Annotated in this window: 20 protein-coding genes; 14 read left to right on the top strand and 6 right to left on the bottom strand. The window is 71.4% G+C overall.

All coding sequences use genetic code 11. The features are described 5' to 3' along the window. Positions 1-4 precede the first annotated feature (4 nt). A complete protein-coding gene (locus FS770_RS01165) occupies positions 5-1,183 on the bottom strand; it encodes an aminotransferase class I/II-fold pyridoxal phosphate-dependent enzyme (protein WP_145010310.1) in 1,179 nt (392 codons plus the stop codon). Between the two features lie 144 nt (positions 1,184-1,327). Between FS770_RS01165 and coaD the strand changes: the two genes are divergently transcribed. The 5 genes from coaD to mutM all read left to right on the top strand — a co-directional run bounded on the left by coaD (position 1,328) and on the right by mutM (position 4,446). Beyond that, on the top strand, positions 1,328-1,798 hold the full coding sequence (gene coaD, locus FS770_RS01160; RefSeq protein ID WP_144942524.1) for a pantetheine-phosphate adenylyltransferase: 471 nt from the start codon (positions 1,328-1,330) through the stop codon (positions 1,796-1,798). A gap of 205 nt (positions 1,799-2,003) precedes the next feature. After that, on the top strand, positions 2,004-2,597 hold the full coding sequence (locus tag FS770_RS01155; protein ID WP_144942687.1) for a YceD family protein: 594 nt from the start codon (positions 2,004-2,006) through the stop codon (positions 2,595-2,597). A 2-nt stretch (positions 2,598-2,599) separates the two neighbouring features. Continuing rightward, a complete protein-coding gene (rpmF, locus tag FS770_RS01150; protein ID WP_094394193.1) occupies positions 2,600-2,803 on the top strand; it encodes a 50S ribosomal protein L32 in 204 nt (67 codons plus the stop codon). Position 2,804: 1 nt separating this feature from the next. Continuing rightward, positions 2,805-3,509, top strand: a complete 705-nt coding sequence (rnc, locus tag FS770_RS01145; protein ID WP_145009352.1) for a ribonuclease III — start codon at positions 2,805-2,807, stop codon at positions 3,507-3,509. Positions 3,510-3,516: 7 nt separating this feature from the next. After that, positions 3,517-4,446 carry a bifunctional DNA-formamidopyrimidine glycosylase/DNA-(apurinic or apyrimidinic site) lyase gene (gene mutM, locus FS770_RS01140; protein ID WP_144942526.1) on the top strand — a complete coding sequence of 310 codons (930 nt, stop codon included), beginning with the start codon at positions 3,517-3,519 and terminating at the stop codon, positions 4,444-4,446. Positions 4,447-4,565: 119 nt separating this feature from the next. Here the strand turns inward: mutM and FS770_RS01135 are convergent, their stop codons facing one another. From FS770_RS01135 to FS770_RS01125, 3 genes are all read right to left on the bottom strand, one after another. Beyond that, on the bottom strand, positions 4,566-5,729 hold the full coding sequence (locus FS770_RS01135) for an NAD-dependent epimerase/dehydratase family protein (RefSeq protein ID WP_260983365.1): 1,164 nt from the start codon (positions 5,727-5,729) through the stop codon (positions 4,566-4,568). Positions 5,730-5,890: 161 nt separating this feature from the next. Continuing rightward, positions 5,891-8,632 carry an alpha/beta fold hydrolase gene (locus FS770_RS01130; protein WP_145009349.1) on the bottom strand — a complete coding sequence of 914 codons (2,742 nt, stop codon included), beginning with the start codon at positions 8,630-8,632 and terminating at the stop codon, positions 5,891-5,893. 26 nt (positions 8,633-8,658) lie between these two features. After that, positions 8,659-9,684 carry a 3-oxoacyl-ACP synthase III gene (locus FS770_RS01125; protein WP_144942529.1) on the bottom strand — a complete coding sequence of 342 codons (1,026 nt, stop codon included), beginning with the start codon at positions 9,682-9,684 and terminating at the stop codon, positions 8,659-8,661. Positions 9,685-10,037: 353 nt separating this feature from the next. Between FS770_RS01125 and smc the strand changes: the two genes are divergently transcribed. Continuing rightward, positions 10,038-13,688 (top strand): chromosome segregation protein SMC, encoded by a 3,651-nt coding sequence (gene smc / locus FS770_RS01120; RefSeq protein WP_145009346.1) that lies wholly within the window; start codon positions 10,038-10,040, stop codon positions 13,686-13,688. A gap of 335 nt (positions 13,689-14,023) precedes the next feature. On the opposite strand, the gene FS770_RS14185 is transcribed toward smc, so the two are convergent. Both FS770_RS14185 and FS770_RS01115 read right to left on the bottom strand, forming a co-directional pair. Further along, the gene (locus tag FS770_RS14185) at positions 14,024-14,158 is read right to left on the bottom strand and encodes a hypothetical protein (protein ID WP_256385980.1); all 135 of its coding nucleotides are present in this window, start codon (positions 14,156-14,158) and stop codon (positions 14,024-14,026) included. Positions 14,159-14,165: 7 nt separating this feature from the next. Next, complete coding sequence (locus tag FS770_RS01115; RefSeq protein ID WP_342353645.1) at positions 14,166-15,461, bottom strand: MFS transporter; 1,296 nt, start codon at positions 15,459-15,461, stop codon at positions 14,166-14,168. Between the two features lie 31 nt (positions 15,462-15,492). Here FS770_RS01115 and ftsY point away from each other — a divergent pair, with 31 nt between their 5' ends. From ftsY to FS770_RS01075, 8 genes are all read left to right on the top strand, one after another. Continuing rightward, entirely contained in the window at positions 15,493-16,611 is a 1,119-nt protein-coding gene (gene ftsY, locus FS770_RS01110) for a signal recognition particle-docking protein FtsY (RefSeq protein WP_144942531.1), read from the top strand. A 270-nt stretch (positions 16,612-16,881) separates the two neighbouring features. Continuing rightward, the gene (locus tag FS770_RS01105) at positions 16,882-18,201 is read left to right on the top strand and encodes an ammonium transporter (protein WP_244944673.1); all 1,320 of its coding nucleotides are present in this window, start codon (positions 16,882-16,884) and stop codon (positions 18,199-18,201) included. Next, complete coding sequence (locus FS770_RS01100; protein WP_126875005.1) at positions 18,198-18,536, top strand: P-II family nitrogen regulator; 339 nt, start codon at positions 18,198-18,200, stop codon at positions 18,534-18,536. The genes FS770_RS01105 and FS770_RS01100 overlap by 4 nt, the downstream gene beginning before the upstream one ends. Positions 18,537-18,649: 113 nt before the next feature. Next, entirely contained in the window at positions 18,650-20,218 is a 1,569-nt protein-coding gene (gene ffh, locus FS770_RS01095; protein ID WP_144942533.1) for a signal recognition particle protein, read from the top strand. Between the two features lie 13 nt (positions 20,219-20,231). Continuing rightward, entirely contained in the window at positions 20,232-20,723 is a 492-nt protein-coding gene (locus FS770_RS01090) for an NUDIX domain-containing protein (protein ID WP_145009342.1), read from the top strand. Beyond that, positions 20,720-21,568, top strand: a complete 849-nt coding sequence (locus tag FS770_RS01085; RefSeq protein WP_145009339.1) for a hypothetical protein — start codon at positions 20,720-20,722, stop codon at positions 21,566-21,568. Before FS770_RS01090 ends, FS770_RS01085 begins: the two co-directional genes overlap by 4 nt. 205 nt (positions 21,569-21,773) lie before the next feature. Continuing rightward, positions 21,774-22,202, top strand: a complete 429-nt coding sequence (gene rpsP / locus FS770_RS01080) for a 30S ribosomal protein S16 (protein WP_126875007.1) — start codon at positions 21,774-21,776, stop codon at positions 22,200-22,202. Between the two features lie 2 nt (positions 22,203-22,204). After that, positions 22,205-22,447: an RNA-binding protein gene (locus FS770_RS01075; protein WP_055083649.1), complete on the top strand. Its 243-nt coding sequence runs from the start codon at positions 22,205-22,207 to the stop codon at positions 22,445-22,447. Positions 22,448-22,540 lie beyond the last annotated feature (93 nt).

The raw sequence follows: 22,540 nt of genomic DNA, 5'->3' as shown, positions 1-22,540 counted from the left end.
CGCCTCAGACGGTGGCCACCAGTCCCGCCATCGCACCGCGCAGCACGTCCGTGCGCTTGCAGAAGGCCAGGCGCAGCCAGTCCGAGTAGAGCCCGCGGTTGCCCGGGCCCACGAACGCGGACACGGGGATGCCCACCACGCCCACCGTCTCGGCCCAGTGGTGCGCGAGGCCCTCGGCGTCCTGCACCCCGGCCAGCGGGTAGAGGTCGCTGACGTCCGCGACGGCGAAGAACGTGCCTGCTGGCATCGGCGGGTTCAGCCCGGCGGCGTGCAGACCGGAAACCAGCACGTCCCGGCGCTCGCGGTAGTCCTCGAGCAGCCGCTCGTAGAACCCGGCGGGTGAGGTCAGCACGGACGCCACGGCGTGCTGCAGGGGCGCGGCGGCGCTGTGGGAGAGGTAGGTCTTCACGGCCGTCACCCCGCGCACGAGGTCCCGCGGGCCGCTGACCCAGCCCACGCGCCAGCCCGTGGCGGAGAACGTCTTGCCCGCCGAAGACACCGTGAGGGTGCGACCCGCAGCTCCCGGGAGCTGGGCAATGGGCTCGTGCGGCCCGTTGTAGCGCAGGTGCTCGTAGACCTCGTCGGTCAGGATGACGGCGTCGAACTCGGTGGCGAGCTCCACGAGCTGCTGCTTGAACTCCCGGGAGGCCACCGTGCCGGTGGGGTTGTGGGGGTCGTTGAGGACCACCGCGCGGGTGCGCGGGGAGAAGGCTGCGCGGACGTCGTCCGGGTCCGGTACGAAGGTCGGCGGCAGCAGCGGAACGGGGACTGTGGTGGCCCCGGCGAACTCGACCACGGCACCGTAGAGGTCGTAGTGGGGCTCGAAGACGACCACCTCGTCCCCGGGCTGCAGCAAAGCCAGCAGGGCGGCGGTCATCCCCTCGGTGGCGCCGGCGCACACGGTCACCTGGCCGTCCGGGTCCAGGTCGAGTCCGTAGTGCTCGCGCTGGTGCGTGGCCACCGCCTCCCGCAGCGCGGGGACGCCCACGATCGGAGCGTACTGGTGGTGGCCGGCGTGCAGAGCGTCCACCGCGGCGGCCACCATCTCGGCCGGCGGGTCAAAGTCCGGGAAGCCCTGGCCCAGGTTCGCCGAACCCGTGCGGCGGGCCAGCGCGGTCATCTCCTCAAAGATCGTGGAGCGCAGCTGGCCGGAGGGATCCAGCAGGCCGCCGCCGGCAGCCATGCGCTGCCACGGTGCGGGGCGGCGGGGGTCCTCACCCGAGGAGCTCGCGGCGTTCGGTCGGTTCTGTGCGGTGCCGGTCATGGACCCAGTGTAGGAACCATCGGGGACACACCCGCATCGCCGGGCCACGGCTAGGGTGGTGCCATGAAACGCGCCATCTGCCCGGGGTCCTTCGATCCGCTGCACCTGGGACACTGCTCGGTGATCCGCCGTGCCGCCCGCCTCTTCGACGAGGTGGTCGTGGCGGTGTCCACCAACCCGCACAAGACCCACCGGTTCACGGAGCAGGAGAGGATCGCGCTGGTCCGCGAGGTCTTCGCGGACGAACCCGGCGTGGTGGTGGAGCCCCTGGAGTCCGGTCTGATCGCCGACTACGCGCAGCGACGGGAGGCCGTGGCCCTCGTCAAGGGGCTGCGCAACGGCGCGGACTACGACTACGAGCTGCCCATGGCCACCATGAACCGCTCGCTCACCGGCGTCGAGACGGTGTTCCTGCCGGGGGAACCCTCGCTGCTGCACGTGTCCTCCTCACTCGTGATGGAGGTCGCGGCACTCGGCGGAGACGTCTCCTCGTTCGTGCCGCCCCAGGTGCTGCACGCGATTCGCACCCGCTGAGTGCGCACCCGCCGGCCCTCGGACTGGCGGGCAACGACGCCGCGCGCCGCGGCCTCCCGTCTCGTCGGATCGCGGGGACCTACGAAGGCGATGCTCGACGGGAACGTGGACGGCGACGTCGTCGTCCACGGGGAGGCGCGATGTGAACAGGGGCCCACCGCGTGCTAAGATGGTCTGTCGGCCAGTGTCGTACGCCAGGAGTTTCGTGAATCACCGCAACAGTTCATCCCTCGCATTCGGTGTCAGGGAGCTCGAACACCGCCCGGGGACCATGGAAACCCTGGACGTCGAGGTCCCCGCACCGAAGGATTTCGGGACGGCGCTCATCGGTTCCCCCGAGGGCGCGCCCATGGATCTGCAGCTGCGGCTGGAATCCGTCCACGACGGTATTCTGGTCAGCGGAACCGTGATCGTCAGTGTTCACGGGGAGTGCAGCAGGTGCCTCGACCCCATTGACTACGAACTACCGGTCGACGTGCAAGAGCTTTTCGTCTTCGAACCGTCCCCCAAGGGTGACGAGAACGTCGAGGACGAGCAAGTGTATGAGGTGACGGACGAGGAGATCGACCTCGAACCGATGCTTCGGGACGCAGTGATCACTCAGCTGCCGTTCCAACCGGTGTGCCGGGCCGACTGCCCGGGCCTGTGCGCCCAGTGCGGCGCACGGCTCGAGAACGACCCGGACCACCACCACGACGTGACGGATCCCCGCTGGTCCGCCCTGCAGGGGCTGCTGACCAAGCCGGATCAGGATGCCGACACGTCGGAGCCGACAACCGACACGAGAGAAGAGAGATAGCCGTGGCTGTTCCCAAGCGGAAAATGTCCCGTGCGAATACGCGGATGCGTCGTTCGCAGTGGAAGGCGCAAGCCCCCCAGCTGGTGAAGACCGTCGAGAACGGCAAGGTCAGCTACAGCCTGCCGCACCAGGCCAAGCTGGTCTCCGATTCCGCCGGCACCCCCTTGTTCTACGAGTACAAGGGTCGCAAGGTCGCTGACGCGTAACGTGGCAACGTTGCCGGATTCCGGCGAACTGCTTGAGCGTCTCGGTGTCGATATCGACACCGAGACGCTTCGCATTGCGCTGACGCACCGTTCCTACGCCTACGAGCACACCGGGGAGTTGCACAACGAGCGCCTGGAGTTCCTGGGCGACGCCGTCCTGCAGCTCGCCGTGACGGACGAGATCTACCACCGCTACCCGGACTGGGACGAGGGGCGGCTCGCCAAGCTGCGGGCCTCCGTGGTCTCGGCCCGGGCGCTGGCCGGTGTGGCCCGCACCCTCGGTCTGGGCCCGCACATCCGCCTGGGCAAGGGAGAGATCCGCACCCACGGTAGCGAGAAGGCGTCCATCCTCGCGGACACCACGGAGGCCGTGATCGGAGCCGTGTACGAGTCCCAGGGGCCCGTTCCCGCGCGCGACCTCGTGCTGCGCATGATGGTCCCGCTGCTGGAGGACACCCGCGTGCTGCACGAGGGCAAGGACTGGAAGACCCAGATCGTCGAGCTGGTCGCCCAGCACGGCCTGGGCACCGTCCGCTACGAGGTCAAGGGCACCGGCCCGGACCACGAGCGCCACTTCACCGCCGACGCCGTGGTGAACGGCGAGGTGCTCGGCCACGGCGAGGGCACCTCCAAGAAGGCCGCCGAGCGCGCCGCCGCTGCCGCCGCGTGCGAGACGATCGCCGCCCGCTTCCCCTCGAAGAGCTGAGGCCTCCGTGCCCGAGCTGCCCGAGGTGGAGGTGGTGCGCCGCGGCGTCGAGCGGTGGATCGTGGGTCGGACGATCGACTCCGTGCAGGTTTTCGACGCGCGGTCACTGCGCCGCTACACGGCAGGCGTGCTGGACTTCCAGGAGAGCCTGACCGGGCTCACGGTGGACGCCGCGCAGCGCCGCGGGAAGTTCCTGTGGCTGCCCGTGCGCGCCCCCTCCGAAGCCGAGCCCTCCCGCGCGCTGCTCGTGCACCTGGGGATGAGCGGGCAGCTGCTCGTCGCCTCCGCGGATCAGCCGGCCCCGCGCCACGAACGGATCAGGCTGGGACTCTCACCCGCTGTGGCCTCAGACGGTTCTCCGCTGCCCGAGCAGGCACGGTTCGTGGACCAGCGGATCTTCGGCGGGATGCTCCTGGACCCGCTCGTCCCCAGCGCTGATGGCCAGGGCACCATCCCGGAGCACGCCTTCCACATCGCCCGTGATCCGCTGGACCCGCTCTTTGACGTCGACGCGTTCCACGCCGCCCTGCGACGACGCCGCACGGGGTTGAAGCGCGCCCTGCTGGACCAGGGGCTCATCTCCGGGATCGGCAACATCTACGCGGACGAGGCACTGTGGGCTGCCCGGCTGCACTGGGCTGCACCCACGGAGACCATGACCGCACCGCGCACGCGGGAACTCGTGGAAGCCTGCCAGCAGGTCATGCTTCGTGCCCTGGACGCGGGCGGCACGAGCTTCGACTCGCTGTACGTCAACGTGAACGGCGAGTCGGGCTACTTCGCCCGGTCCCTGAACGCCTACGGCCGTGCGGGGGAGCCGTGCCACCGCTGCGAGGAGGCCGGCCTCGACGGCGTCATCGTGCGCGAGAAGTTCGCGAACCGGTCCTCGTACCGCTGCTCGCGGTGCCAGCGGAAGCCGCGGCGGGCGCGGCCGTAGAAGCTGGTCAGTAGACGGTCTTCGTCGTGGTGACAGACACGCCGGAACAAGAGAACGGCGGGCGGCCCCGGAAGGGGACCGCCCGCCGTCGTCGTCTCCGCAGCCAGGAGACGGGGAACCTACCGGTCCCGCACGCTCTGCAGGTCCGTGGTCACGCCGCTGTCCTTGGCCTCCGAGGCCACAGAGGAGTCCTCCGCGCGGGCGCGCTGGTCGTCAGCCACTTCCTCCACGCGGTCGAGGGACGTGGAGCCGGTGTCCCTGCTGGGGCGTGGGTGGTCCTTGTAGTACGCCGCGAGCCGCGCAAAGCCCTCGTCCAGGCTCACGGACGGCGTCCAGTCGAGCAGCTCGCGCGTCTCGCGCTGGTCGAACCAGTGCGCGGTCGACATCTGCTCGGCGAGGAACTCGGTCATGGGCGGCTCGTCGTCCCCGCCACGGAACCTCGCGGGGATGTGCGGCCAGACCTTCTCGATCATGCGGCCCGCGAAGCGCGCCACGCCGCCCGGGATCGACCGCGTGGGAGCGGGGACGTCCGCGGCGGCGCACATGCGGGCCACGAGCTCGCCCACGGGGCGCGGTTCGCCATTGGTGACCACGAGCGCGCGGCCGTGCACGGCGTCGATCCGCTCGAGCGCGCGCACGATCGCCTCGGACGCGTTGTCGATGTAGGTGGTGTCGATCATCGCGGCGCCGTGGTCCAGGTCCGGCATGCGTCCGGCGGCCGCACGGTCCACCACGCGCTCCACGAGCTGCGTGTCCCCGGGACCCCACACGATGTGCGGGCGCACCGCGGCCACCTTGAGCTCGCGCTGGCCGTCCATGCTCAGAGCCAGCAGCTCGGCCGCGGCCTTGGAGCGGGCGTAGTTGCCGCGGGCCTTTTCCGGGTTGGCGGGCTCCGCACCCGCGCCCTCGATGGAAACGCCCTCGTGCGCCACGGACGGGGAGGACACGAACACCACGTTGTGCACCCCGGCGTTCTGCGCCTGGCACAGCAGCACGCGCGTGCCGGTCACGTTCACGCGCACGAACTCGGACCACTCGCCCGTGAAGGAGACCTTCGCGGCGAGGTGGATGACGTCGTCCACGCCGTCGAGCGCGCGGGCCACGTCCTCGGGTTCGGTCACCGAGCCCAGCACCTCGTCCACGCCCTCGCGCTCGGCCACCGCGGCGTGGCCGCGCTGGAACACGCGCACCTTCCAGCCGCGCGCGAGCAGGACGCGGGCGACGTCGCCGCCGAGCATCCCGGACGCGCCCGTCACCAGGGCGGTGCGGCCGGTGCCGTCCAGGGTGCCCTGCGTGGCGGTGGCGCCGTCGCGCTCGGGGTCCGCGATCTGGACGGAACCCGCCACGCGGTCTGCGCTGGCCGGGGTGGAGTCCGTGCGGGGCGGCTCCGGGTCGGCGGGACGGGGGTCAGCGGCGCGGTGGCGGCCGCGGGTCTGGTCGTCGCTCACAGGTCACTCAGCTTTCCGGTGGACAGGGCGCGCTCGGCCCAGCCACTCAACGCGGTCCGGTCGATCTTGGAGTTGTGGCGGATGTCGGTGGGCTGCTCGGGGACGACCAGCACCGCGCTCACGGGCAGCCCGGTGGCGAAGTCCACCGTGGCCCGCACACGCTCGCTCAGCTCGGCGGGCGCGAGGTGCGGCTTCTCTGCGCGGGGCACGGTCTCGATCACGGCCACCGCGGACTGCGAGCCCACGGGGCCGACACCGACCACGGCCACGCGGCCCACGCCGGGCACGGTCTGCGCGGCGTGCTCGGCGGCCACCGAGGAGACGGGGCCCTGCGCCATGGTGATCACGTGCGCGAGCCGGCCCTCGTACCAGAGCCGCTCCCGGGCGTCGAAGTGCCCGACGTCCCCGGTGCGGTGCCAGCCGGGGGTCAGGTCCGACTCCCGCTCGGTGATCCACAGCCGGTCGTAGTGGTCCTTGGCGTGCGGCGCACGGGCCACGATCTCGCCGGTCACACCGGGCGTGGTGACGATCTCGTCCGACACGGAGCCGTCCGCCGTCAGCGGCAGGACGCCGAGCTCGGCACCCTCGACCGGGGTGCCGACGCACACGCCGCGGCCCGCGCCGTCGACGCCGCGCTGCGCGTCCTCGCGGGCCGCCCGGATCACGTCCAGGCTGACGTCCGTGAGCGGCAGGGCCTCGGTCATCCCGTACGGGGTGTGCAGCTCGGCGGCGGGCATGAGCTCCTGCAGCCGCGCGAGCAGCTGCTCGGGGATCGGGGCTCCCGCGGAGAGCATGAGGTCCACCCGGGCCAGGGCGTCCCGCTCGGCGGGGGAGAGCGCGTCAGCGGTGGCCAGCACGTTCTCGATGGCCGCGGGGGACGCGAACACCGCGGTCGCCCGGATGGCCATGGTGGCCTCCGCCAGCGCCTGTGCCGTGAGGGTCTTGGGGCTCGTGACGTCCATGTCCGGGGTCACGGACGCCGCACCCAGCGCAGGGCCGAGCAGAGCGAACGGCGCGAAGCCGGCCACCAGGCCGGTTCCGGCGCGCAGGCCGTAGGTGTCCCGGATGGTGTCCCGCATCCCCGCCATCTGGCGGTGGGTGTAGACCACGCCCTTGGCCGGGCCGGTGGAGCCGGAGGTGAAGAGCACGGCGGCCTCGGCGTCCGGGTCCACGGCGGGGATCTCGGCGGGGTCCACGCTCGTCACTGAGTCCATGAGCTCCGCCACCGTGTGCTCCACGCCGAGCAGCTTCTTGGAGACGGGGTCCAGGGAGTCCGCGGCGATCCGCCGTCCCGGCCACCCGAGGGCACGGGCACCCACGAGTGCCTTGCGGATGCCCACGAACCACTGCGGGGAGGAGCCCTTCAGTGCGCGGGTGAGCCCCTTGCGCCCGAGCCCCTGGTCCGCGACCACGATCACGGCGCCGATGCGCAGGCACGCGTAGATCAGCGTGGTGAGCATGGAGCCCGGGGGAACCATGAGGTTCACACGGTCGCCCGGGCGTACGCCGGTGCGCAGCAGGGCCACGGCGAGCCGGTCCACGGAGGCGGACAGCTGCGCCCACGTGACGCTGCGCTCGATGTTCAGCTCGGGCGCGGAGCCGTCCACGGTCCCGGTCACCGGGCCCATGTCCACCACGGCTGGGGTGTCGTCGTTGCGGCGGGCTTCCAGCTCCGCGAAGAAGGGGACGAACGCGGCCCGGCCACGGGCGCGGCGGTCACGGTGGGACTCGACCACGGGGTCGACGCCGCCGAAGCGCTCGTCCAGCCAGGTCAGAATCGCTGTGGAGATGTCCCGTGCCTCGGGCACCAGGTGCTTGGCGCCCTCGTAGCGGTGGACGTCCGCGTGGGGCGCGCGGTGCATGAGGTCCTCGAGGTAGCGCTGCTGGAACACCGGGTCCCCGGTGCCCCACAGCAGCAGGGTGGGGACCTCGCGGGCGCTCATCCGACCCGCGATCCGCTCGTACGCCGCGTGGGACGGGTGCTCCGGTGGTGCGGGGATGTCGGCGACGAAGTGCGCGATGCCCTCGCGGCGCTCACGGGTCGTGTAGGGCGCCTTGTACGCCTTCCTGACGTCCTTGGACGGCGCGGGATCGCACAGGGCGAGCGTGGTGTCCAGGAACGCGGTGGAACCAGTGGTCACGGGCCCGTGCACGGCCTTGTTCAGGGCCAGTCGCAGCGCGGAGGGGATCGGCTCGGCGTCGTCGTGGTGCACGGCGGTGTTGGTCATGACGGTCGCGGCGTGGATCTCGGGGTGCTCCTGGGCCCAGCCCTGCGAGATCAGACCGCCCCAGTCGTGCGCGAGGGTGACCACGGGCAGCCCGGCGGTGTCGAGGCCGATCTCCCGGGTGAGGTCGCCGAGGTCCGTCACTCGGTCCTCGAGGCGGCGGAAGAGCCCGGTGCGCTCGGAGAAGCCCATGTCCAGCTGGTCCACGGCCACCACGCGCCAGGGCCGCTCGGTCTCGGTGGCGGCCCGGACGACGTCGCGCCACAGGTAGGACCATGTGGGGTTGCCGTGCACGGCGAGGACGACGCCCTGGGGCGTGCGCCCGGCGGCGGAGAGGGCCTGTCCGTTGTCGAGCAGGTGCCAGCGGCGCTTGCGGCCAGGCACCGGCTCCACCGGGGCGGTGGAGGCCACGGTGACCACACGGGACCACGCGGGGTCCACACCGGGGAGGGGAGTCTCCGTGAACGGCAGCCGGGCGGCGTCGTCGGGGCAGGAGGAGGGGGAGGAGGTCATGCGTGCGGCTCCGTTCTCTGGGGCGCTCACCAGGCGATTTCCATGAGGGTCGTGTTCAGGCCCGAGCCCACTCCCAGGCACAGCACCCGGGCACCGGGCTCCAGTCGCTCGGCCTCGAGGGCGAGCGTCATGGGCAGGGCGGCGGCGGCCACGTTGCCCCAGTAGGGGAAGGTCAGGGGGACCCGCTCGGGGTCCAGACCCATGTCCGCGATGAGCTTGTTCGTGTGCGAGTTGGAGACCTGGTGGGTGACGTAGGAGTCCATGTCCCGCCAGTCCCAGCCGTCCTTCTCGGCGTCCAGCCAGGCCTCCACGACGAGGCCCACGCCGTGGTTGAGCAACCCGGTGGCATCCGTGAACATGCCGTCCCCGCCTCCGATGCACAGCCGGCTGAACTCGGTACCGGCCCGGGTGACGGAGCCGACGATCCGGTGCCCGTCCGGGTGGCGGTCCGCGGGGCCCACCACGGCCGCGGCCGCACCGCAGCCGAGGGTGAGGGTCGCGAACTCCTGGACCACCTGGTCGCGGGTGATGCCGTCCTGGCTCAGCCGGGCGAGTGCCGCCTCGTGCCATGGGGAGGGATCCTCTCCGGCGACCACCAGGGCGTATTCGATCGCACCGGCGTCGATCATGGACGAGGCCACGGTGAGGGCGTTGACGAAGCCCAGACACGCGTTGGTCATGTCGAAGTTCAGGGCCGAGCTGGGCAGTCCCAGTCGCTCGTGGATGCCCACGGCCACCGCGGGCTCGTAGTTGTCGCGTGTGACCGACGCGTTGATGAACAGCCCGATCTGCTCCGGTCGGATCCCAGCCTGCTGCAGCGCGGCCTCCCCGGCCTCCGTGGCGCCGTCCGTGAAGTGCCGACCGGGGGCCCACCCGCGGCGCTCCTTGATGCCAGCGAGCCGCTCCAGCAGCCCCTTGGGCATCCGCAGGCGCTTGAAGGTGTGCTCCAACTCCTCATCGAACCGGGTGGACGGGATGACCACGTCCGCCTCCGTCTTGGTCACGGACAGGATGGCGGCGTTGCGGTTTGCGATGGTGGAGTTACCGGTCAATGTGGCGCTTTCGATCAGACGCCACCCGTACGGTCAAGGAATCGGTCGCGACGAGCCTCGGCGCTCGGGTGAACAAGCGGGTAGGACCGGCCCAGTCTAACGGCCGATTCTGACAGGTTTCTCCGCCCGCGCGAGGCGTTGGCCCAGTTGCGGATGAACGCCCAGGCCACGCGGACCGTGGCCACCCGGGGAAGTGGCTGGAGCGGGCAGGCACGGGCGACGTCGCCGGGCCCGGGTCCGCGGGTGGCGCCGGGTAGACTCGCTTCCACCCCCGCAGCGCGCGCTCCGCGTGGGCCCGGCGCCCCCTGCCGCCCGCCTGAGCGTCCACCAGCTCGACACAGGAGACCCCCGGCGTGCACTTGAAGACACTCACCGTGCGTGGTTTCAAGTCCTTCGCCTCCGCCACCACCTTCGACTTCGAGCCCGGGGTCACCGCCGTGGTGGGGCCCAACGGCTCGGGCAAGTCCAACGTGGTAGACGCCCTCGCCTGGGTGATGGGCGAGCAGGGCGCCAAGTCGCTGCGCGGCGGGAAGATGGAGGACGTCATCTTCGCGGGCACCTCCGGCCGTGCCGCCCTGGGGCGCGCACACGTCTCACTGACCATCGACAACGCGGACGGTGCACTGCCGATCGAGTACTCCGAGGTCACGATCTCCCGCACGCTCTTCCGCTCGGGCGGCTCCGAGTACGCGATCAACGGTCGCTCGTGCCGGCTGCTGGACATCCAGGAGCTGCTCTCGGACTCCGGGCTGGGCCGTGAGATGCACGTGATCGTGGGACAGGGGCAGCTGGACCGGATCCTGCAGGCCACGCCCGAGGACCGCCGCGGCTTCATCGAGGAGGCCTCGGGGATCCTCAAGCACCGGCGCCGCAAGGAGAAGACCCTGCGCAAGCTCGAGTCCGTGCAGGCGAACCTGGACCGGCTCGAGGACCTCACCGGGGAGATCCAGCGTCAGCTGACCCCGCTCGGGCGGCAGGCCCGCACCGCGCGCAAGGCGCAGCGGATCCAGTACGACGTGCGGGACGCCCGCGCCCGCCTGCTCGCCGACGACCTCGTGGCCGCCCGCGCGGGAATGGACACGGACCAGGGGGCGAGCACGGAGGCCCGGCGTCGCAGGGACGAGCTGGAGAAGTCCGCCGCCGCGCTCGCGGAGCGGCTGCAGGAGACCGAGACCCGGGCTGCGCACACCGCCCCCGCGCTGAACGCCGCGCGCACCAGCTGGTACGAGCTGAGCACCGTGCGGGACCGCTTCCGGGCGCTGTCCGCGCTCGCGGGGGAGCGGCGTCGGCTGCTGGGCAGCGCGGAGGAGCCCGCTCCCCAGGGGCGGGACGCGGGCGCCCTCGAGGAGCAGGCCGCGCGCACGCTCGCCGAGGCCGAGCGGCTCGCGGAACGGGTCGCGGAGGCCCAGCAGACCCTGGACCGCGAGCACGCGGCAAAGGAGTCCGCGGAGGACGCGGCCCGCGCAGCCGAGGCCCACTCCGCAGAGCTCGTGCGGCGCGCCGCCGACCGGCGGGCGGGCCAGGCGCGGCTCGCGGCGGCGGCCACGGCCGCGCGCTCAGGGCTCACGGCGGCCGAGGCGGACGTGGAGCGCGTCCGTACCGAGATCACGGACGTCGTCGCTCGCGCCGAGAGGGCCCGGTTGGAGACCTCATCCCTCGCGGAGGCGGCGGAGACCACGGCCGCGCGGGCGCAGCAGGCGGGCGACCGGGCCGGTGAGGCCGAGGACGCCGTCGAGGTCGCCCAGCGCGAGAGCCGCGCCGCTGAGGCCCGCAGGCAGGCCGCCGCGAGCGAGCTGAAGACCAACACCGTGCGTCTGGAGACGCTGCGTCAGTCCGTGCGCCAGCCCGACGGCTCCGCCTCCGTGGCGGATGTGGTCCCCGTCCTGGGCGAGGTGCCGCGGGCCGTGCGCGTGACCCCGGGCTGGGAGCGCGCCGTTGCCGCAGCCCTCGGGCCGTGGTCGGAGGCGCTCGCCGTCTCCTCGCACACCGCGGCGGCACGCGTCTTCGCGCGGCTGACGGAGGCGGGGCAGGGCCGGGTGCACCTGGTGGTCGCGGAAGGGGACGACGACGCCCGGGACCCCGCCCTCGCCCGGCTCACGCTCCCCGAGGGCTGCGTGGGCGCCGCGGAGGTGCTGAGCGCGGGGGAGACCGGCGGCGACGCCGCCCGGGTGCTGGCCGCCGTGCGCGCCGAACTGGCGACCACCGTCCTCGCCCCCGACGCGGAGACGGCCGTGCGGGTGCTGGACCTCGCGCGCTCCCGGGACGAGACCACGGCCAACGCGGTGCGCGTGGTCACGAGCGACGGCGGTGCGTACTCCCGCCACCGGGCGCAGGGCGGTGCTGTGGAGGCGGCGGGTTCGCTGGAGCTCTACGGGCTGATCGAGCAGGTGGAGTCCCGCACCGCCGAGCTGCGGGACGCTGCCGAGCAGGCCACGCGCGAGGCCGAACGTGCAGAGGCGCAGCGCGCGCAAGCTGTTGCCGCGGCGCGGGACGCCGCGCAGGAGTCCACCCGGGCCCAGAAGGAGGCCGCCGCGGCAGGGGCGGCGCTGAGCAGGGCGGAGGCCACGGCGTCGTCGGCGGACTCCGAGCTGCAGCGCCGCCGGGACGTCCTCGCCATGGCCGAGCAGCGGCTGTCCCAGCGCGACGACGAGCTGCGCCGCGCCGTCGAGCGCGCCGAGTCCGCGGAGACCGGGGACGAGGATGACCTCGAACGTGAGCAGCTGGCAGCTGCCGCGGCGAAGGACCGCGCCGAGGCCGCCGCGCGCGCCGCCCGGGAGGCGGAGACCGAGGCCCGGCTCGCGCTGCGCGGGCTCGAGGAGCAGCAGCGCCACGCGGCGTCACGTGCCGAGGCACAGGCCAGGGCCGCCCGCTCCGAGCGGGCCGCGCAGGCCGAGGCTGCCCGCCGCGCTGAGCGACGCCGGGTGCAGGCCCGGGTCGCGTTCGCCGTCGCCACGGCTGCGGAGCACCTGCGGGCGCGAGCGGAGGAGGCGACCCGTGAGGCCGCCGCCGAGCGGGACGAGATCGAGACCCGGCGCGCCGGACTCGACGAGGCCGCCCAGCGGCTGCGCGCGGAACGCGACGAGGTCACGAAGGACCTGGCCCAGATCACGGAGCAGCTGCACCGCGCGGAGCTCGACCTCGCGCAGCGGCGCGCTCGGCTCGAGGGGCTGGAGACCACCGCGCTCGAGGAGCTCGGGCTGACCCCGGACTTCCTGGTGGACCACTACGGGCCGCATCTGCCGGTGCCTGACGCGGACGTGGTTCTGGAGGAGGCACAGTGGGCCGAGGAGGAGGACACTCCGCGACAGCTCGAGCTGCCGAAGATGACCGACCCCGGCGCGCCGTTCCGCAGGGAGGAGCAAGAGGTCCGGCTGCAGCGCGCGCAGAAGCAGCTCAAGGCGCTCGGCAAGGTCAACCCGCTCGCGCTCGAGGAGTTCGCGGCGCTGGAGGAGCGTCACACGTTCCTGGTCACCCAGCTGGAGGACGTCAAGAACTCCCGCACGGACCTGCGCAACATCATCCGGGACGTGGACCGGCACGTGGAAGAGGTGTTCACGCAGGCCTACCGGGACACCGCCGAGCAGTTCGTCTCCGTGTTCGCCACCCTGTTCCCGGGCGGCGAGGGGCGGCTGCGGCTCACGGATCCCGACGACATGCTCAACTCCGGCGTGGAGGTCGAGGCCCGTCCCGCCGGGAAGAAGATCAAGCGGCTCTCGCTGCTCTCCGGCGGCGAGCGCTCCCTGACCGCCATCGCCCTGCTGGTGGCCATCTTCAAGGCCCGCCCGTCCCCGTTCTACGTGATGGACGAGGTCGAGGCCGCACTGGACGACCGCAACCTGGGGCGGCTGCTCTCCATCTTCGAGCAGCTCAAGGAGAGCTCGCAGCTGATCATCGTGACCCACCAGAAGCGCACGATGGAGATCGCGGACGCCCTCTACGGGGTGTCCATGCGCGGCGACGGCGTGAGCCTGGTGGTGGGCCAGCAGCTCTCGCAGTTGCGCTAGTCACAAACCGCTGACGGCGACGCACGGTCGCGCTGCCGGCCCGTGTCGGCCTCCGGCGGGCGAGTCCTCCTGTGATCCCGAGCCCCTGATACGGACGACGGCGTCAGCACCAATGGCCGCGTGAAGCTCAGTGCCCGTGTCATCCTTCCGTGCTCGCACACGGGGATCGTGCTCGTGCAGGGCCTTCTCGATCGCCGTCGGGACAGAAGCGGAGTCAGCCGTGGACGACCACTTGTCACTGCGCGTGGAGGGTACCGGGAGGGTTTTCGACCGAGCCACGGGAGGATGACGCAGCGCAGCGCCACCATGAACAGCAGCACGACGACCGCCCCCGGTCAGCAGCTCCGTGAGAAGGCCAGCCCCAGACTCTGGAACAGGAGCTGTCCCAGGACGCCGCGAAGCACATAACCGAGGAAGAAGCCGAGCACGTTGTAGCTCGTGGTGCTCGACGACGAACGCTTCGTCCTCATCGTGCCCTCACTCCTTCGTCTCCGTCCGTGTCGCGTCCGGCGCCGTCTCCCGCACCGGCAACCACGCGAGGGCGGCGATCAGCATGAGGGCCCCGGAGACCCCGAACGCCCACCCGAAGCCGGCGGCGTCCGCGAGTGCTCCGGCGATGATCGGCCCGGCGATCTGCCCGGCGTCCGCGCACATCTGGTAGCGGGACAGCACCTTGCCGCCGGCACGGTCCGGACCGATCACGTCGGCCACGGCCGCCTGCTGGCCGGGGTTCAGCGTGCCGGATCCCACGCCCGCGAGCAGTGAGAGCACGGCGAAGGCCACCACGGTGGAGCTGAGTCCCACCCCGATGGTTGCCACGCCGCACACCACGAGTCCCGTGAGAACCAGGGGTTTGCGCCCCCACCGGTCCGTGAGCCTGCCGGTCACCGTCAGCGCGCACGCGTTGCCCACCGCGAACAGGGCCAGTGCCAGCCCGGCGACGGCGGGGCCCTCGCCCACGATCTGCGTGGCCAGCAGCGGAACGAGAGCCACGCGCACGCCCATCGCGGTCCACCCCGTGGAGAAGCTGGAGGCGAGCGCGGCGCGGTACGCCCCGGCGTCGAGCGCGTCCCGGACCCGCATGACCGGCTGGGTGGCCGCGCCTCGCCTGGCCCCGAGCGTCTCGTCCTTGAGCCGCAGCCACACCACGAGCACGGCCACGAACAGTGCCGCGGCGTAGATCAGGAACGGCGCGTGCATCCCCAGCCCGGCCAGCGCGCCGCCGAGCACGGGGCCCAGGATGCCGCCCAGCAGGAACGCCGTCGCGTAGTAGCCGGAGACCCGCCCGCGCATGGTCCGCGGGGAGAGCCGGACGATCAGCCCCATCGCGGAGACCGTGAACATGGTGGAGCCGATCCCGCCCAGGCCGCGGAAGACCAGCAGCTGCCAGTAGGTCTGCGCGAACGCGGTGGCCGCGGAGGACAGCGCCACCACGATCAGACCGATCAGGTAGGTGGGGCGCTCGCCGAGCCTGTTGACCACCGTGCCGCTCACGGGGGCGAAGACCAGCCGGCACAGGGCGAACGCGCTGATCACCGCGGAGGCCGCGGCCACCCCCACACCGAAGCTCGACGCGAACTGGGGCAGCACCGGGGCCACGATCCCGTAGCCGAGTGCGATCACGAACGCCGCGGCGATCAGCACCTTGATGGCTTCGGGGACCTTCTCCCGGGAGGCAGACGGCACGGCGTCCGGGACGGTCTCGACGGGGGGCTCGTCGGGGTCTGTCGGGATGCGGGGCTCGGCGGGATCGCGGGGTTCGAGGTGGGACACGCCTGGCAGTTTATGGGAGATTAGACGGGTGATGACTCCTGAACTGATGTGGATCGTGATAGCCGCCGCGGCGGTGGTGCTGCTCGTGGTGTTCGGCGTGCTGCTGCTGCGCAAGCCCAAGGCCCCGAAGGGTGGGTACCCGGGCACGCGGGACGTGGACGACGTCCCGGACATCACTGACGAGGGCGTGGTCGAGGACAGCCCCGTCGCCACTCTGGAGCGCCCCGAGTCCGCCCGCGGCCGCCTGGAGCGGCTTCGCGGCCGCCTGGCGAAGTCCAACACGGTGCTCGGCAAGGGCCTTCTCAAGCTGCTCTCGCGCGAGCGGATCGACCAGGACACGTGGGACGAGATCGAGGACACGCTGCTCATGGCGGACCTCGGCACGGACGCCTCCGTGGAGCTCGTGGAGAACCTGAAGAAGCGTGTGCGCGTCACGGGCACCAAGGACCCGGGGGAGCTGAAGGCGCTGCTGCGCGAGGAGATGCTCGCCCTCGTGGATCCCACGCTGGACCGCTCCGTTCACACCGAGGCGGTGCCCGGCAAGCCCGCCGTGGTGCTCGTGGTGGGCGTCAACGGCGTGGGCAAGACCACCACGGTGGGCAAACTCGCGCGCGTGCTCGTGGCCGAGGACAAGGACGTCCTGCTCGGCGCGGCAGACACGTTCCGCGCGGCCGCCGCTGACCAGCTCGAGACCTGGGGAGCCCGCGTGGGCGTGCCCACGGTGCGCTCCGAGCAGGAGGGCGCGGACCCCGCCTCCGTGGCCTACGACGCAGTGAAGGCCGGCATCGACCAGGAGGCGGACGTGGTCCTCGTGGACACCGCTGGCCGGCTGCAGAACAAGGCCGGTCTGATGGACCAGCTCGGCAAGGTCAAGCGCGTGATCGAGAAGGCAGCCGAGGTGGACGAGGTGCTGCTCGTGATCGACGCGACCACCGGGCAGAACGGCATGGCCCAGGCCAAGGTCTTCGCCGAGGCCGTGGACATCACCGGCATCGTGCTCACCAAGCTGGACGGCACCGCCAAGGGCGGCATCGTGGTCGCCATCCAGCGCGGGCTGGGCGTGCCCGTCAAGCTGATCGGTCTCGGCGAGGGCCCGGACGACCTCGCCCCCTTCAACGCCGAGCAGTTCGTGGACGCAATCATCGACTGAGCCTGCTCCCCCGCGCGATGCCGACGGCGCCCGCCCCCTTCGTGGGAGCGGGCGTCGTCGTCGGGGCACCGGCACTCGCCCTGGCCCTTGCCCCGGACTGGAACCGGCATCAACACCGGCACCTGAGGAGTTAACACGATCGTCACACGCGGACGTGACGTGAAACACCGGCGTCACGAACCCGCGCCGTCGCGGTAACACCCGCCCCGTTGACTGTGCGCAAGAGGCGCAAAGGCTGTGCCGACACGAAACAGGGACGAGGTGATCCGGGTGGAGTTGACCGCCGGACACGTGTGGACCGTGGTGGCCGCGGGGTTGGTGTTCTTCATGACCCCCGGACTTGCACTGTTCTACGGAGGCATGACCCGCGCCAAGGGTGTGCTGAACATGATGATGATGAGCTTCGCCGCGCTCGGCGTGGTGGGCGTCGTGTGGGTGCTGTGGGGCGGTTCCATGCTCGCCGGGGACCCGGTGCTGGGCGGCCTCACCGCGGATCCGTTCGCGCACTTCGGTCTGCACGGCCTGATGGGCACCGAGGACCTGCTGTCCTCAGACTTCTCCGTGACATTCGCGATCATCACCGTGGCCCTGATCTCCGGCGCGATCGCGGACCGCGCCCGGTTCGGCACATGGGTGGTCTTCACGCTCGTGTGGGTCACCCTGGTCTACTTCCCTCTCGCGTACATGGTGTGGGGTGACGGGCTGTTCTCCGAGGACGGCGCCCTGGGCCGGATCTTCGGCGAGCCGATCGACTTCGCCGGCGGGCTCGCCGTGCACATCAACGCGGGCATCGCGGCTCTGGTGCTCATCCTGCTCATCGGTGCCCGCCGCGGCTTCGGCCGCGACTCGGGCCAGCGCCCGCACAACCTGCCGCTCGTGATGCTCGGCTCGGCCATCCTGTGGTTCGGCTGGTTCGGCTTCAACGCCGGCGCCGCAACCACCGTGGAGCAGGCCGCCCTGATCTGGACCAACACGCTCGTGGCCCCGGCTGCGGCCATGCTGGCCTGGCTGCTCACCGAGCGCATCCGGGACGGGCACGCGACGTCGCTGGGTGCGGCGTCGGGCGTCGTCGCCGGGCTCGTGGCCATCACGCCGGCGTGCGCCAACGTGACCCCGCTCGGCGCGATCCTGCTGTCTGCCGTGGCCGGTGCGTGCTCCGCGATCGCCGTGGGCCTGAAGTACCGGATCCACCTGGACGACTCGCTGGACGTGTGCGGCGTGCACCTGGTCTCCGGCATCGTCGGCACCGTGGCGCTGGGCTTCCTGGCGATCCCCTCCGAGGGCCGGGCCGGGGTGTTCTACGGTGGTGGCTGGGGCCTGCTGGGTACCCAGCTCGCCGCGACCCTCTTCGTGACGCTCTACACCGGCGTCCTCACGCTGGTCATCGGGCTCGTGCTGAAGGCCACCATGGGGCTGCGGATCACCCGCCGGGACGAGGTCATCGGCGTGGACCTCACCCAGCACGCGGAGTCCGCGTACTCGCTGAAGGACGAGGCCACCGGCTACTTCGCCGGGCAGGCCCCCGCGCGGCCCCTGCCCGGGACCGCCGAAGCCCCCGTGCCCGCCGCCAGCAAAGGAGACAACCAGTGAAGCTGATCACCGCAGTGGTGCGACCCGAGAAGTTCAGTGACGTCAAAGACGCCCTGGAGAGCTACGGCGTGCAGGGCATGACCGTGCTGACCGTCCACGGCTATGGCCGCCAGCGCGGGCACCGCGAGGTCTACCGCGGTGCCGAGTACACGGTGGACCTCCTCGAGAAGGTGCGCATCGAGACGGTCGTGGAGGACGGCGAGGTCCAGGACCTTGTGGACGTCATCGTCACCTCCGCACGCACGGGCGAACCCGGGGACGGCAAGGTGTGGGTGACTCCCGTGGAGAACACCGTGCGCGTGAGCACCGGCGAACTGGGTGACGTCGCGCTCTGAGGTCGCACGCGACGTCTTCGGCACAGGCCCCGTCCGGGCGACCGGGCGGGGCTTCGCTTGCTAACCTGGGACACTGAATTCATCCGTTGTCAGACGAAAGCAGCGACCACCCCGTGTTCAATTCACTGTCCGACCGGCTCACAGCGACCTTCAAGAACCTGCGCGGCAAGGGCCGGCTCTCGGAGGCCGATGTCGATGCCACCGTCCGGGAGATCCGCCGGGCCCTCCTCGAAGCGGATGTGGCTGTGCCCGTGGTCCGGGAGTTCACAGCGATCGTCAAGGAGCGCGCGCTCGGCGCGGAGGTCTCGGAGGCGCTGAACCCCGGCCAGCAGGTCGTGAAGATCGTCAACGAGGAGCTGCAGAACGTCCTCGGCGGCGAGACCCGGCGGATCAACCTCGCCAAGACCGGGCCCACGGTGATCATGCTCGCGGGCCTGCAGGGCGCGGGCAAAACCACCCTGGCCGGCAAGCTTGGCAAGTGGCTCACGGACCAGGGCCACAAGCCCGTGCTCGTGGCCTCCGACCTGCAGCGGCCCAACGCCGTCACCCAGCTGCAGGTGGTCGGCCAGCGCGCCGGGGTGCCGGTCTTCGCCCCGGAGCCCGGCGCCACCTCGGAGTTCGACGACCCCACGGGGGATCCCGTGAAGGTGGCCCGCGACGGCGTCGACTTCGCCCGCTCCAAGCTCTACGACGTCGTGATCGTCGACACCGCCGGACGCCTGGGCATCGACCAGGCGCTGATGAACCAGGCGCGCGACATCCGCGACGCCGTGGATCCGGACGAGGTCCTGTTCGTCATCGACGCCATGATCGGCCAGGACGCGGTGAACACCGCCAAGGCGTTCGACGAGGGCGTGGACTTCACCGGTGTGGTGCTCTCCAAGCTCGACGGCGACGCCCGCGGCGGTGCCGCGCTGTCCGTCCGTGCGGTGACCGGCAAGCCCATCATGTTCGCGTCCACCGGCGAGGGCGTGGGGGACTTCGAGCAGTTCCACCCGGACCGCATGGCCTCGCGCATCCTGGACATGGGCGACGTCATGACCCTGATCGAGCAGGCCGAGCGGCAGTGGGACAAGGCCGAGGCCGAGCGCATGGCCAAGAAGTTCACCGACCAGGAGGACTTCACCTTCGAGGACTTCCTCGCGCAGATGCAGCAGCTGCGCAAGATGGGCTCCATGAAGAAGATGCTCTCCATGATGCCCGGCGCCGCCGGCATGCGGGAGCAGCTCGAGAACTTCGACGAGCGCGAGATCGACCGGGTGGAGGCGATCGTGCGCTCCATGACCCCGCACGAGCGCGTGGCCCCCAAGATCATCAACGGTTCCCGCAGGGCGCGCATCGCCCGCGGCTCCGGTGTCACGGTCTCCGAGGTGAACCAGCTCATGGAGCGCTTCGCCCAGGCCCAGAAGATGATGAAGCGTCTCGCCTCGGGCCAGGGCGTCCCCGGTATGCCCGGCGGCATCCCCGGGATGGGTCGCGGCGGCGCGGCCAAGAAGGGCGGCAAGACCAAGAAGAAGGGGTCCAAGTCGGGGAACCCGGCCAAGCGTGCGCAGGAGAACGCGGCGCTGGCCTCGGGCCGGAAGCCCGCGGCCAGCGGCAGCTCCTTTGGAGCGCAGGGGCAGGAACTGGACGCCGAGTCCCTCAACCTGCCCAAGGGCTTCGAGAAGTTCCTCGGAAAGTAGAAAGTAGGCGGTCATGGGTTCGTACCTTCCCGACGACGAGCTGCGGGCGTTCATCGCCACGCTGCCCACCCGGCGACTCGCGTCTGCCGCGCTGATCCGTGACGAGAGCGGTCGCGTCCTGACGGTGGAACCCAACTACAAGGACGGCTGGACCCTGCCCGGCGGCACCGTGGAGGAGGGGGAGGACCCCCGCACCGGGTGCTTCCGCGAAGTGGTGGAGGAGGTTGGCCTGCACCTTCCCGAGGGGCGGCTGCTGGCCGTGAGTCACGGCGTGGCCATGGGCATGTGGGGCGACTCCGTCTCCTTCCTCTACGACGGCGGCGAGATCGCCTCTGACACGCCCATCACGGTGCAGGAGGAGGAGCTGTTGTCCCATCGGTGGGTCGCGCCGGAGGACCTGGAGACCGTGCTCCCGGCGAGCCTCGCGGAGCACCTGCGCGACGCACTCGGAGTTCTCGAGACCGGGGGCGTGGTGGAGCGCGTGGTGAACGGTGGCGGGGCATGAGCGAGACCGCGCACACCACGGCCCGGCAGACGCGCACTGTGGCGCTGCTGCACGCGGACGCACCCCAGCTGCCATTCCTCGCCGGGGCCCTGGGCAGCCCGTTCACCGCCGTCACCCAGGACAGCTGGTCGGCGGTGCTCGTCACTCCGGGCGTGGATCCCCTGGCACTCGCAGCTGCGGGTGACCCGGGCAGCGTCTCGGTGGTGCTCACCTCAGACGGCGAGAGCCGCACCCTGCGCGTGTGCCCGCCCGTGACGGCACTGGACTCGCACGCGGACTGGCGCGAGCAGCTGGCGGAGCTCGCCGAGGCCACCACCCTTCGGTGGGGTCCCGGGGAGCAGGCCGAGACCCCGTCAGACGTGGAGTCTGCCGCGGTCGTGGAGACGGTCGCGTCCCTGCGCGACCTGGACCCGGCAGCCACCGCGCGGCTCGAGAACTACGCCCGCACCCCGAGCTCGGCTCTGCTGCTGGAGTCCGTGCTGCAGCTGCTCGGTCTGCCCGTGATGGCGGCGAAGATCGTCGAGCAGCAGCGGGAGCTCCACGAGTTCGAGGGAGTCGGCGAGTACGAACCGCGGACGACAGGGCTGTCCCTGCTCGACGCCGCGAGCGTGGAGCCCAGCGGCAACGACGTGCTGGCGCGCATCCAGCGGGCCTACGTGCGCCGCCCCGCGCTGCTGCTCGCTGTCGGCGGGGCGGAGGTCGCCCTGGGCGCGGGTCTGGCCGGGCTGGCCTCGCGTGGCGGGCGCGGCGCGAAGCTGCTCGGCTCGGCGTCGGCCCTGATGCTCTCGGACGCCGCGGTGCAGACGGCACTGTGGGCGGCGGTACGGGCGCGCAAACGCCGCTGAGGCGCCGTCGTACCCGAAGAACGAGGGCACGACGCCCACGGGTGCCGGGTGATTTTGACACCTGTGGCACAATGGTCGGGTACTCGAACCGTGCGGACCCTCTCACCGCGCGTGATCTCGTGTCCACAGGAAACCCACGGACCACCCGCCCCACGGGCCGGTGCGTGCGGTGTCCGATCCATTCGAAACAGGAGTAACCACACAAGTGGCAGTCAAGATTCGTCTCAAGCGTATGGGCAAGATCCGCGATCCCCGCTACCGCGTGGTGGTCGTCGACTCTCGCAAGAAGCGCGACGGTCGTGTGATCGAAGAGGTCGGTGTGTACCAGCCCACTGAGAACCCTTCGTACATCAACCTGGTGTCCGATCGCGTGCAGTACTGGCTCGGTGTGGGCGCGCAGCCCTCCGAGGCCGTGCTGGCTCTCATGAAGATCACCGGCGACTGGCAGAAGTTCAAGGGTGAGCCGGGCGCCGAGGGCACCCTGAAGCAGCCCGAGGCCAAGAAGGAGTTCGTGGCCCCGGACAACGGCTCCGTGATCATCCCCGAGGCCATCACGCCCAAGGCTGATAAGGCCGAGGAGGCTCCCGCCGAGGAGACCGCCACCGCAGAGGACGACGCCGAGAAGGCCGAGTGAGCATGCTCGCCGAAGCCCTCGAGCACCTGGTCCGCGGCATCGTGGACGCCCCCGAGGACGTCACCGTGCGTGCCCGTGAGGGCCGCCGCGGTGAGACGCTCGAGGTCCGGGTGCACCCCGACGACCTCGGGCGCGTGATCGGGCGCTCGGGACGCACGGCCAAGGCCCTGCGCACCGTCGTCTCGGCACTGGCTTCCGGCGAGAGCGTTCGCGTGGACGTGGTCGACACCGACCGTCGTCGCTGAGCGGACACAGCACTGGTTCACGGCCCCCGTTCCTCCTTCGGTGAGGAACGGGGGCCGTGTTCGTCCCGTGGCACAGCCGCGGGGGCGATGAGA

Origin of the sequence: Kocuria salsicia (genome assembly GCF_007681555.1) — a bacterium.
Taxonomy (GTDB): domain Bacteria; phylum Actinomycetota; class Actinomycetes; order Actinomycetales; family Micrococcaceae; genus Kocuria; species Kocuria salsicia.
The sequence above is the reverse complement of the archived record's forward strand: the minus strand, read 5'-3'. Positions and strand labels throughout refer to the sequence as shown.